The following is an 11991-nucleotide window of genomic DNA, read 5'->3' on the forward strand; positions in this document are numbered from 1 at the left end:
GTGCATAACTATACGTTTCTGATGCATAAAGATGCAACTGCGCCTCGGCGAGCGTTCGCTCAGCGAGAGCCGACCGGCGTCGCGCCACGCAGACCTCCCTCAAAACGGAATTCGCCGCCAACGACGGCATATACGACACGACCGCGGAGCTTGCGTCCCAAGAGCGGGGTGTTCTTCCCCATCGACACGAGCGCGTCCGCCGACACGGTCCACTGCGCGTCCGGATCGATCGCGATCCAGTCGTCGTCAGGCAGCGGGATACCCAAGACCGCCGCGGGTCCCGTCGTGAGTGCCCGAATGACCGTGTCACGGTCGGCCCATCCGGCTGCGACGCCGCCAAGCAGCAGCGGCAATGCGACCTCCAGACCGCTGATGCCAAATGCCGCCTGATCGAACTCGACGTCCTTCTTCACCGACGCGTGTGGTGCGTGGTCGGTCGCGATCGCGTCGACCGTGCCGTCGGCGAGTCCTTCCCACAGTGCGCGGACGTCAGTTCGAGTACGCAGTGGCGGGTTGACCTTGGTGGATGAGTCGTATGGGGTGTGCGTGGGAGCGGAACGGCTCGGTTGCTCCCACGCAAACTCTCGTGACCCTCCGACCCACTCATCGGTCATCGCCAAGTGATGGGGTGTGACGTCGCATGTGATGCGAAGACCCCGGGACTTGGCCTCCCTGATCGACGCGATCGCACCTCTCGTTGAGATGTGCGTCAGATGCAGCCGTGCGCCGGTCATCTCGGTGATCGCGATGTCCCGAGATATGGCGGCCTCCTCGGCGGCGCTTGGAACACCTGGAAGTCCGAGCCGTGCCGACACGACGCCTTCGTGCATCACACCCTTGCCGGACAGCGCCAGGTCCTGGGCGTGTTCGATGATCAACAGATCCTTGATGCGCGCGTACTCGAGAGCGTGGCGGAACAGCTGTGCATCGTCGACGGGCGCGCCGTCGTCCGAGAACGCGACCGCGCCAGCAGCGGAAAGCTCCATGAGGTCGGCAAGCTCGCGACCTGCGCGCCCACGCGTGATCGTCGCGATCGGCAGTACGCGAGCAGCGCCAGCGGTCCTCCCGCGAACGATCACCTCGGTCACGAGCCCGGGCGAATCTATGGCGGGCTCGGTGTTGGGCATCGCGCAGATCGTCGTGAAGCCGCCGCGCAGGGCTGCGCGTGCGCCCGATGCGATCGTCTCCGAATCCTCGAAGCCGGGCTCGCGCAGATGCGCGTGCAGATCGATGAAGCCAGGCGTGATGAGGTAACCCCTCGACTCGAGCTCCCGGCGTTCCATCAGCTCGCCTCGAGCGTCGGCGTCCCGACGAGCAGGTAGAGCAGCGCCATGCGCACCGCGACCCCATTCGTGACCTGCCGCTCGACCAGCGAGCGCGCGCCGTGCGCGACAGACGCGTCTATCTCGACACCTTCATTCATCGGTCCGGGGTGCATGACCGGAGCGCCGGGCCGCATGCGCGAGACACGCACCTCGTTCAGGCCCCAGACGCGCGTGTACTCGCGCAGCGACGGGAGCAGGCCGCCTTCCTGCCGCTCCTTCTGGAGCCGGAGCGCGATCACGGCGTCCGCGCCGTCCAGGGCGCGGTCGAGATCCGGTTCGTATGTCGTGCCGGCGGGCGCCTGTCCGCACCGCCAGGAGCTGGGCATCAGCGTTGGCGGCCCTGAAAGGGTGATGGTCGCGCCGAGCGGGACGAGCGTGTTGATGTCCGATCGGGCGACACGGCTGTGCACCACGTCGCCGACGATCACGATGCGCTTCTTCGCGAGGTCGCCCAGCGCGCCGCGCAGCGTGTAAGCGTCGAGGAGGCCTTGCGTCGGATGTGCGTGCCAGCCATCGCCGGCGTTGATGACCGCCGCGTCGGTGCGCTCCGAGACGAAGTACGGCGCGCCGGACGAGCTGTGCCGCATCACGACGACGTCGCCGCCCAGAGCCTGCAGCGTGCGCACCGTATCGAAGAGCGACTCGCCCTTCTCCACGGACGAACCGCTCGCCGAGATGTTGACCACGTCGGCCGACAATGTCCGCGCGGCGAGCTCGAAGGAGACGCGAGTGCGCGTCGACGATTCAGCGAAGAACAGCACCACGGTGCGCCCGCGCAGTGGTGGCGCCCGCCGCACGGGACGCGAGAGCACCTCGATCATCGCGCCGGTGGTGTCCAGCACGGCCTCTATCTCTTCCGTCGACCAGTCGTCCGTGTCGAGGACGTGCCGGCGCGACCACCTCATGCGCTCACCCGTTCCCGCGCGATGAGCTCGACCTCGTCGCGGCCATCCACCTCGGTGAGGTGGACGCGGACGTCGTCGGTGGGTTTCGTTGGCACGTTCTTTCCCACGAAGTCAGCGCGTATCGGGAGTTCGCGATGACCGCGATCGATGAGCACCGCAAGACGGATCGCGCGGGGCCGGCCGTAGTCGACGATCGCGTCCATCGCGGCGCGGATCGTGCGCCCGGTGAACAGCACGTCGTCCACCAGAACGACGACCTTGTCATCGACCGAGAAGTCCAGCGCCGACTCGCGGACGATCGGCGCGTAGCCGATGCGAGTGAGATCGTCGCGGTAGAGGGTGATGTCGAGCGAGCCGAGGGGCACGGTCGCGTTCTCGTTCGCGCGGATCGCGTCACGCAGCCGGACGGCCAGGACGTCGCCGCGCGAGCGGATACCAACGATGGCGAGACCGGAGAGGACGCGGTCGCGTTCGACGATCTCGTGCGCGATCCGGGAAATGGCGCGACGAACGTCGTCGGCCCCGAGCAGCGTGGTCAAGCCTGACTCCTTCCCGGCCTCACAGGACCGGTCGTTAAAGGGGTGTCTTTAGAGGAGTATGCCCGAGTGGTCCGCGCTCCGCGAGTTAGCCGACGCGGAGGATCGCGACGACGCCCTGTTGTCCCTTGTAGTTGACCGTGAACGGGTAGTTCCCCGGCACCGGTACGCCGGCGAAGTTCATCACAAGCTGGCCGCTTCCGTTGAGCGTTCCCGAGGATGTCTTCGAGCCGCCGGTACTAATGTCGCCAAAGCTCACGAGGAACGTGCCGGTGCCCGCTGTGTTGTTCTTGTTCCGGACCGTGAACGTCACGGTGAAGCCGGCTCCGATATTCACGCGTGCGGGTCCGCTGTATGTGACCACGCTGCCGTCCGCGAGCGTGAGCGACGTTCCGACCGGCGGCGCGATCGTCGGCACTGGAGTGCGGACCGGCTGCGTCGGCACCGGCGTGCCACCCGGACGCTGCGTTGGCGCGGGTGTTTCGTCGACTGCCGGCGTCGCGGTGGGCTCGCCGGAGACCGCAACGGTCGCTGATGGATTCGCCGTGGCGCCGGGGTCATACGTCGGGAGGGCGCTCGCGACCGGTGTGCTCTGCGTGCCCGCGACGACCGCGGCTGCACCACCACCCACGATGAGAAGCACGAGAACGACCGCGAACAGCGGGGCGGGGCTGCTTTTCTTGCCCGCCGTCCTGGGCGGGGCGGCGAGCTCCGGGACCTTGTACGCGCCCTGCCACTGCGCGGCAAGCTCGCGACCGCGTGGCGCGAGGACCGTCGCGATCCATTCTTTGCCGTCTTCGTCGTAGAAGTACGTCTGAATGGCATGGATGTCCGGCGGCACCGGTGGCGTCGTCATCTCTGGTCCACGTTCGTGGATCCAGCGCTGTCCTACCGGGTCCCATGTGAAGACCGAATGCTCCTGTGCCACGAGTGCATTATCGGTTCGCTGCGGTAGCGTCTTCGTATATGCGACCGGTGCTGGCTGTACTACTTGTACTTGTATTCGCGGCGCTTGCGGTCGCAGCGACGGCAGCCGGAACATCGCGAAAAGCGCCTGCAGGCGCAGTGAATGTGGCTCCGCTGGCTACCGCGGACCCATCGAACACCGAGCATGTTGACCTCGGTCACCCGATGGGAAGTTCCCCCGGTCAGGGGAGGGGGATATCCCCCGTTGTTCGCGGCCTTCTGATCCCGATCGATGGCGCGGAGATCCCGACCGTACCGGAGCTCCTACCGAATTCAGCGCGCGAATATCGCGGCGGCTGGCACGAGGGGATCGACTTCCCGGCTGACCGCGGCACGGCAGTGCGCGCGGCGTCCTCGGGGACGGTCGTGCGCGTGGACCGCGACTTCATCGATTGGGATCCGGCCAGCGAGCAGGCCGCGCTCGAGGCCGCGATCGCCCTCGGCTACACACCGGATGAGACGCTCGACCGTATCCGCGGACGCCAGGTCTGGATCGACCACGGGCGGCACGTCGTGACGCGCTACGCGCACCTCGACACGGTCGCGGATCTACGCGTCGGCGAGACCGTGACGCGCGGAGAGGTCATCGGCACGGTCGGTAGCTCTGGCTTCGAAGAGGGTGGACCGCATCTGCACTTCGAGATACGCGTCAGTGACGAGTATCTCGGTGACTGGCTCGAGGCTGACGAGCTCGTGCGCGTCATCACTCGGGCGTTCGACTAGTCCCCCGCTCCAAGAAACACCGCGCGCACAGCGCACGGTCGTCGCTCGCAAGGATGTTGAACGTCGTGCCGCACGCGGCGCAGGCGCGCGACGCGGTGTCGTCACGCTCGCCGCCCTTCTTCCCCGTCACGACGTCATCGCCCAAGCGAACCCAGCGCTCTACCGCCCGTTCGGCTTCCTCGTCGTGGGCCATAGCGCTTCAGGGTCGCCGCAAGCTGGTGGCCGGACGACCCGCCGGGCAAGCGGTCTCAATGGTTCCGTTAGGAAATCGTTGCGTTGAGGGTCTAGCGGAGGCCGGTGCGGCGGGCGCGAAGGGCCGCCTCGAGAACGATCTCGACGGCCTCGGATGCGATCGGATTGGGCAGCCGCGCGAAGACCCCGAGCTCCGCGCACTTGTCCTTGTCGGGCAGGTCGTACCACCACGAGAGGCGGTCCAGTTCGCACATGTACACGTATGCGGTCGTCGGCTTCGGAAGCTCATAGCGGATCGCCCCGAGAAGGTCGAGACGATTCGCGACGATGCGCGCGGCGTCCCAGAGCTCGCGACGCGCAACTTCGAGGATCGTCTCGCCTGAGCGGCGCGCGCTCGTCGGGAAGTGCCAGCCGCCGGCGTCCGGAGTGCGCATCCACACGGTGAGGTTTCCGTAGAAGGGAAGGACCATGGCGATCTGGGCAGAGGCGGGCGGGAACTCTTTGAAGCTCGAGTCTCGGCGCGATACGAAGGTGAGATCCGCCATTGGCGCAAGAGTAAGCAGGACAGCGACCGTCGCGTCAATAGCCCGCGTGGCAGAGAGGGTGGCGGATTGGTGTTAGCACTCAGGCGCGCAGCGCTTCAGCCAGCCGGAACGGGTCGGCGGCGATGACCGAGGCGGCGTACAGCTCCATCGATCCTATGTCGCTCGTCTTGTTCGCGGGGTCGCCGCGATCGACCAGCCTCGCGAGAGGCGGGAAGCGCCGCCAGTCCTCCCCGTCCGGTGACAGCGGCGGCAGGTACAGCGCCATGTTGTACGAGACGACCCCCGCGGCGCGATAGGCCGAAACGGCCTTCGCGATCGCCGCGGCGAGCGACGATTCGTCGGCTCCCGGGCGTCCCAGGATCAGGATCTCGCGCTCCTTGATCGGGACGAGCGACGCGATCGACCGCACCCCGTCGGCCTCGATGCCCAGGCCGAGCGCGTGGTGGACCACCCACAGGTCTTCGAAGTAGTCGCTCCCATGGAGCGCGTCGTAGGCGATCGCCTGCCGACGCAGGAGCTCGATCTTCGGGTAGTGCATGCCGCGCGTGGCCGTCATCTGCATGTGACCGTGGACGATGGATCCGCCGGCGCGCCAGAGGCAGTTCCACATCAGGAAGTAGTAGCGCGCCGCCGGATCGGCCTCGAGGGCACGCTCGGCCCAGCGGCGTGCGGTCGTCAGGTGGTCGCGGATCACGGTCGCGTCCATCGGAGCGAGTGGATCGTGCTCCCTGAACACGAGCACCCCGTGAAAGGCGTCGTACTTCGCGACGTTAGACGCAGTGATCCCGTGCGCACCCTGAACGCGCCCGAAGATGTCCGCCGGCGTCCCGGTCTCTGGCCGGCAGAACGGATCGTTCGCGGACGACGCGATCGTCGCGCGCACCTCGTCGCCGCCCTTGACCTCCATCGGCCGAAGAGCGCGCAGCTCGTTGAACAGCGCGCCCTCGAGCGTGACCTGATTGCTCACACGCACGATGCGCTGCTCTCGGACCGCGTCGACCGATCCGAAGAACTTCCGGATCCACTCGTGCATCTCCGGCGGCGGCTCGAGGCGACCCGTCGTGGTGGAGACCCGGAGGATGCGCCCGGCAGCGGCACGAGCGGCCGCAGGAAGTGAGGCGACTGCCTCCTCGAGTTCGACGATGGACCCGGTCACGCGGCTTTGCGTGCCCGCGAGGCTTTCTTGTACAGATCGACGTAGCGTCTCGCCGACGCGCCCCAGGAGTGATCCTCGCGCATCACTCGGCGCACGAGCTCGGTCCAGGCGTCGGAACCGGCCCTGAAGGTGCGCATCACTCGCGCGATCGCGTCGTCGAAGGCGGCGGGCGAGTACTCCGCGAACGAGAAGCCGTTGCCGTGCGCCGGGTCGCGACGGGGATCGCGCACCGTCTCCGCCAGGCCACCGACCTCGTGCACGACCGGGATGGTCCCGTAGCGGAACGAGATGAGCTGTCCGAGTCCACACGGCTCGAAGCGTGACGGCATGAGGAACAGGTCGGAGCCCGCGTAGATGCGCTGCGCGAGCGCGGCATCGAATCCGAGCGTGAGCCAGAGCTTCCCGGCGTAGCGCGTCGCGAGCGCCTTCCATCTCGCCTCGTAGGCGGGATCGCCGCTCCCGAGCACGACGAGCTGTCCGCCGGAGTCGAGCAGCTTCGACGCCGACGCGGTCAACAGATCGACGCCCTTCTGCTCCACCAGCCGGCCCACGACCCCGAAGATCGGGGCGCGCGCGTCCGCGGCGAGCCCGCCCTCCTTCTGCAGCGCCTTCTTGCACGCGGCCTTCCCGCCGGGGTCGTCGGCGCTGTAGCGGGCCGCGATGTTGCGATCCGTCGCGGGATCGAACGCGACCGTGTCGATGCCATTCACGATCCCGAACAGGCGACGGCGCCGCTCGCGCAGCAGGCCCTGGAGGCGCTCGCCGAACTCGTCGGTGAGGATCTCCTGCGCGTAGCGCTCGCTCACCGTGCTCACGATGTCGGCGCTGACGATCGCGCGCGCCATCGGGTTCGCCTCGTTCCGATCCTCGATCGGCAGGCGCGCGCGCGGCAGACCGACGAGCGCGAGCACGCTCGCGTCGGTCCGCCCCTGATACGCGAGGTTGTGGATGGTGAACACCGTCGAGGTCGCGGCGAGCGCGCGGGCACGCGCGACGAGCGGAACGAGGAGCGCCGCGTGCCAGTCATGCGCGTGAACGACGTCGGGAGGCGAGTCGAGAAGGTCCTCGAATATCGCGCGGCAGAAGAAGGCGTAGCGCTTCGCGTCGTCTGGCGCGCCGTAGACCTTGTCGCGGCCGATGCGCTGATCGTTGCGGACGAACACGACACGCACGCCATCGCGCACGACGCTGGGATAGGCGACGCGCACCTTCGTCTTCCCGTATGGCACGGAGCGCATGGGCGCGCGCTCTGTGATCTGGAACTTCGCGCGGTCGATGGTCCGGTGCATCGGCAGGTACAGCGTGACGTCGTGACCGAGGGCCGCGAGCGCTTGAGGGAGACTGCCCGCCACGTCAGCAAGGCCGCCGACTTTGGCGTAGGGAGCGGCCTCGGCGGCCGCAAAGACGATCTGCACGAGCCACCGGATGTTAACGAGATGTAAGGAGATGACGCTTCGAGACCGAAACCGTACGGTGGACGAAACCGGTCCGTTAGGCAGTCGGTAGTGGTGGTAGCGCATCCAAGGAGGAGCACGTGAGCGTTTCGTTCCGCAGCAAGAAGGTTCTCCTGGCGGCCGGCGCCGCAGCCCTGACCGCGGCCCTGCTCGGTGGGGCGGCCCTCGCGGCGTTCGCGCCCGTGGTGGATTCCGACCCGGTCAGCGCGGTCGAGGCACAGCTCGGTATCGCCGCGCCGGCGAACAGTGGGACTGACAAGCTCAAGGCGATCCTCGACGCCCTGGCCGCTAAAGGCGTGATCACCCCGGCGCAGGTTGACGCGATCCTCGCGGCGATCCGCGACGCCGAACCGAAGCGCGGCGACGGTGAGCTCAAGCGGATCCTCGCGAGCCTCTTTGACGATTCCGCGAAGTACCTGGGCCTCACCGTCGGTGAGCTGAGGACAAAGCTCCCGGGGACGAGCCTCGGCGCGATCGCGAACACCACACCCGGAAAGAGCCGCGCCGGTCTCGTGGCGGCCCTGCAGAACGCGGTGAACGCCGCGATCGACAAGGCTCTCGCCGCGAACACGATCACGAAAGCCCAGAGCGATAAGGCGAAGGCCGACGCGCCAGGGCACATCGCGAAGTTCGTCGACCACGTGTACGAGCAGCGGCCGGCGCCGAAGACAACGACCCGCGTGCCCAGGGTCGCCGAGTTCGTGGGCGATGCCATCAGCGTGGCGCGCGACTACCTCGGCATCTCGCAGACCGACCTCATCAAAGCCATGCGCGAAGGCAAGAGCCTTGGCGACATCGCGAACGCGACCGCCGGGAAGAGCCGGGACGGTCTCGTCGCACAGCTGACCACGGCCGCCAACGCCAAGATCGACAAGGCCATGACCAACGGCAAGCTGACCGCTGAGGCGGCCACCGCGCTGAAGGGCCAGGTGGGCTCCGCGGTCAACGTGCTCGTCGACCGCAAGGGCCCGACGGCGATCTTCAAGCGCTGAGAGCGAGCACCGTCCGGTATCCGTTCGGTGGCGAGGGGCAAATGAGGTCGAAGACCGCCGGCGGGCGGTAACGACCGTGGTCGCCGGGCCGTTTGCTCTTCACAGGCTGGCCGGAGTTCGGGCGGTATAGTCGGCCCGCGACCGGCACGGCGAACCCGCTCAGGAGCTTGTACTGGATAAGCGCTACCAGATCTCCCAGCCGCTAGGCGCCGGCGGTTCCTCCCAGGTGTACCTGGCGAAGGACACCGCGCTGAGTCGCGAGGTCGCAATCAAGGTCCTCGACACCGCGGCCGCCGCCGACGCGACGCTGCGACGCAATTTCGTGAAGGAAGCGCGATCGCTCGCGCAGATCTCACACGCGAACGTCGTGTCCGTGTACGACGTCGGCGAGGTCGACAACCTTCCGTACATCGTCATGGAGCACCTCGCGGGTGGGTCGCTCAGAGCACGGATCGACCGCGCCGGTCCGCTCAAGGCCGGCGATGCCGTGCGGATCGCGATCGAGATCGCGAACGGTCTCGCGTTCACGCACTCGAAGGGGATCATCCACTCCGACCTCAAACCCTCGAACATCCTCTTCGACGCGAACGACCACGCGAAGATCGCCGACTTCGGCATCGCGCGCACTCCGAAAGAGGACGGCGCGACACCCGAGCTCTACGCGACGGCGATGTACGTCGCGCCGGAACGCGTCGAGGGCAAGCAGGCCACGGTCCAGAGCGACGTGTACGGTCTCGGCCTCGTCCTCTACGAGATGCTCGTCGGCAAGCCGCCCTTCACGAGCACCAGCGCCGGGGTCCTCATGCGTGACCACGTCGTACGGATGCCGGTCCCACCGAGCCACCTGAGGCCGTCGCTGCCGAAGGAGCTGGACACCATCGTGCTGAAGGCGCTCGCGAAGCAGCCGAATCTGCGTTACCAGAAGGCCAGCGACTTCGCGAAGGCGCTCGCGTCGATCGAGAACATCGACAAGGAGCTCGCGACCACACGCATCACGCCGGTGATCACCGAACCGGCGATCGACTTCATGCCCACTGTCGATCAGAGTCCCGTGGTCGCGCTCCTCTCGAGCTACGGCGCTCCGATCCGCCGCACCTTTTTCGCGCTGTTCGCCGGCCTTCCGGTCTTCGCGCTGATGCTGTTGGCCCAGTTCGGCTTGACCACGTCCCTTGCGGCGGCCGGACTGGTGGCGATCGTTGCGTTCGCGGGCCAGCTGGGCGTGGCCCTCGCGATCGGCTGGGTCATCGAGACCGCGCTCATCTTCCTGTTCGTCCCGGGTCTCGCGGTGCTGTTCGCGCTCATGGGCATTTGGGTCTGGATACGCGACGTGCGCAGCGAGCAGGCGATCATGGCCATGGCGATGCCCGTCGCCGCGCCGCTTGGCCTCGCCCCGGCGTTCATCCTTACGGCCGCGGCGGTCGATGGCCTGATGGGGGTCGTCACGGCGGCGTGGGGCGCGATCATCACCGTGATCTTCGCGATCGCCGCCGGGGAGCAGTCCTTCGGTCCGTTCGTGCAGACGGGGTTCACCCTCCGGCAGGAGACGCTCTTCAACGCCTTCCGCGCGATCGACACGAAGAGCGCTTTCATCGGCCTGCTCCAAGGCCGAGGGAGCTCGCTGGGCGAGGTCATGCTGCCGGAGACGCTCATCGCCCAGATGTCCGCGTTCGTGTCGCGCATCGTCAGCGCGGATGTGGCCGCGCTCGCGACGGTGATCGCCTGGACGATCGCGGCCCTGACCGTATGGTCGATGACTCGTCTGCTGCGAACCTTCTTCGACACGCTCCTGCGCCGGCCGCAGCGCTGGTTCTCGATGTACGTGGCGGCGCAGTTCGCTGGTGTGATGTCGGGGGCGGGGATCCTCTACCTCTTGTTCGTCACCTGGGGGCCGCTCGACCACGCGGCGGGACGTCCGGCTGACAGCGTCCTTCTGGTTTCTGCGATGGTCGGTGTCGCGTTCGCGACCGCCACCGGTGTCATCATCGGCGCGACCCAGCGACCCGAGGTCGAAGAAGAACCCGCGCCATCCGTGGCCGCACGGAGGCTGCCCGTCCGCTAACGCGCTGCCGGTCAGCCAGCGCCTTGCCCACCGGCTAACGCGTCGCCTCAGCGGGGCGCATGCTCACCGCGTGAAAAGTGATCGGTACGATCGGATATATGACGTCGTGCGCAGCATCCCGCGCGGCCGTGTCGCGACGTACGGGCTGGTCGCGATGGTCGCCGGCTATCCACGCGCCGCGCGCTTCGCCGGACTCGCGATGCACCACTGCAATGACCCGAGCGTGCCGTGCCACCGCGTCGTCAACGCGAGCGGCGGCCTCGCACCACATTTCGTTTCGCAGCGCGCGCGCCTCCGGCGCGAGGGCGTGACGTTCGCGGGACGGAACGTCGCGCTCGGGCGCCACCTGTGGAGGCCGCGATTGCCGGTCGAGCGCGGCGGCGCGGCTTCGTCTCGGCGACGGGCGGCCGGTCGATCATGATGACCTTGAAGGACTCAGCGAACTTGTAGCCGGCGGACTTGCCGGTGCGCTTGTTCCAGGCGCGCACGAAACCCTCCGCCTCCGGTCCGAGCTGTGAGCGATGCAACAGGAGCGCCTTGATCTTCGTCGGCATCGTGTCGCTGATGTCAACGACGGTGCCACCGTCGCCGAACGTTTCGAGGAAGAGGGCCTTCGGCTTGTGTGGCTCAAGCTTCTCGTCGCGCCAGAGCTCGGGGAACATCTGTCGCGTCGACGCGTCGGGGTTGATCGTGCGAAGCGCAACTTCTCCGGCGGCGATGTGGTCGGGGTGGTTGATATAGCCCTCGTCGGCGACGCGGAACCGGGGATCCATCGCGAGGATCACGTCGGGCTTGTGGATGCGGACCTGGCGCGCGACGTCCTTGCGAACTTCGAGCGTGGGGTAGAGATAGCCGTCCTCGTAGCCGAGGAAGACGACGTGCTTCACACCGAGGACCTTCGCGGCCGCGCGCTGTTCGGCATAACGCATGTCGCGCAGCTTCTCGCGCGTCATGTCCGGATCCTGCGAGCCCGATGCGCCGTTCGTGACCATGCAGTACGTGATCTCGACGCCCGCCTTCGCCCACTTCGCGACCGTGCCGGCCACACTGAACTCGGCGTCATCCGGATGCGCGTAGATGACCATCGCGCGTTCGATCTCGAGGTCCTTGTTGAAGCGCATGCGTGAAAGCATGACAA

Annotated in this window: 11 protein-coding genes and 1 pseudogene; 4 read left to right on the forward strand and 8 right to left on the reverse strand. The window is 67.4% G+C overall.

Annotation, left to right across the window (positions count from 1 at the left end; genetic code table 11):
- Nucleotides 1-59: 59 nt before the first annotated feature.
- The 4 genes from VI056_07300 to VI056_07315 all read right to left on the reverse strand — a co-directional run bounded on the left by VI056_07300 (nt 60) and on the right by VI056_07315 (nt 3694).
- Nucleotides 60-1283: a dihydroorotase gene (locus VI056_07300; protein ID HEY6202834.1), complete on the reverse strand. Its 1224-nt coding sequence runs from the start codon at nt 1281-1283 to the stop codon at nt 60-62.
- Entirely contained in the window at nt 1283-2230 is a 948-nt protein-coding gene (locus VI056_07305; GenBank protein HEY6202835.1) for an aspartate carbamoyltransferase catalytic subunit, read from the reverse strand. The genes VI056_07300 and VI056_07305 overlap by 1 nt, the downstream gene beginning before the upstream one ends.
- Nucleotides 2227-2769, reverse strand: a complete 543-nt coding sequence (gene pyrR, locus VI056_07310; GenBank protein ID HEY6202836.1) for a bifunctional pyr operon transcriptional regulator/uracil phosphoribosyltransferase PyrR — start codon at nt 2767-2769, stop codon at nt 2227-2229. The genes VI056_07305 and pyrR overlap by 4 nt, the downstream gene beginning before the upstream one ends.
- An 85-nt stretch (nt 2770-2854) precedes the next feature.
- Complete coding sequence (locus tag VI056_07315) at nt 2855-3694, reverse strand: hypothetical protein (protein HEY6202837.1); 840 nt, start codon at nt 3692-3694, stop codon at nt 2855-2857.
- 143 nt (nt 3695-3837) lie between these two features.
- Between VI056_07315 and VI056_07320 the strand changes: the two genes are divergently transcribed.
- Complete coding sequence (locus VI056_07320; GenBank protein HEY6202838.1) at nt 3838-4455, forward strand: M23 family metallopeptidase; 618 nt, start codon at nt 3838-3840, stop codon at nt 4453-4455.
- A gap of 284 nt (nt 4456-4739) precedes the next feature.
- Here the strand turns inward: VI056_07320 and VI056_07325 are convergent, their stop codons facing one another.
- From VI056_07325 to VI056_07335, 3 genes are all read right to left on the reverse strand, one after another.
- The gene (locus VI056_07325) at nt 4740-5192 is read right to left on the reverse strand and encodes an NUDIX domain-containing protein (GenBank protein ID HEY6202839.1); all 453 of its coding nucleotides are present in this window, start codon (nt 5190-5192) and stop codon (nt 4740-4742) included.
- 79 nt (nt 5193-5271) lie between these two features.
- Nucleotides 5272-6348, reverse strand: coding sequence for a hypothetical protein (locus tag VI056_07330; GenBank protein ID HEY6202840.1), 1077 nt, complete (start codon nt 6346-6348; stop codon nt 5272-5274).
- Complete coding sequence (locus VI056_07335; protein HEY6202841.1) at nt 6345-7763, reverse strand: glycogen/starch synthase; 1419 nt, start codon at nt 7761-7763, stop codon at nt 6345-6347. The genes VI056_07330 and VI056_07335 overlap by 4 nt, the downstream gene beginning before the upstream one ends.
- 119 nt (nt 7764-7882) lie before the next feature.
- Here VI056_07335 and VI056_07340 point away from each other — a divergent pair, with 119 nt between their 5' ends.
- The 3 genes from VI056_07340 to VI056_07350 all read left to right on the forward strand — a co-directional run bounded on the left by VI056_07340 (nt 7883) and on the right by VI056_07350 (nt 11274).
- Nucleotides 7883-8794, forward strand: a complete 912-nt coding sequence (locus tag VI056_07340; protein HEY6202842.1) for a hypothetical protein — start codon at nt 7883-7885, stop codon at nt 8792-8794.
- A gap of 190 nt (nt 8795-8984) precedes the next feature.
- Nucleotides 8985-10853, forward strand: coding sequence for a protein kinase (locus VI056_07345; protein HEY6202843.1), 1869 nt, complete (start codon nt 8985-8987; stop codon nt 10851-10853).
- A gap of 106 nt (nt 10854-10959) precedes the next feature.
- Entirely contained in the window at nt 10960-11274 is a 315-nt protein-coding gene (locus tag VI056_07350; GenBank protein ID HEY6202844.1) for an MGMT family protein, read from the forward strand.
- Nucleotides 11275-11605: 331 nt separating this feature from the next.
- Here VI056_07350 and VI056_07355 read toward each other — a convergent pair.
- Nucleotides 11606-11986: pseudogene (locus tag VI056_07355) on the reverse strand (PIG-L family deacetylase).
- Nucleotides 11987-11991 lie beyond the last annotated feature (5 nt).

Source organism: Candidatus Limnocylindria bacterium (assembly GCA_036523395.1).
Lineage (GTDB): Bacteria > Chloroflexota > Limnocylindria > P2-11E > P2-11E > CF-39.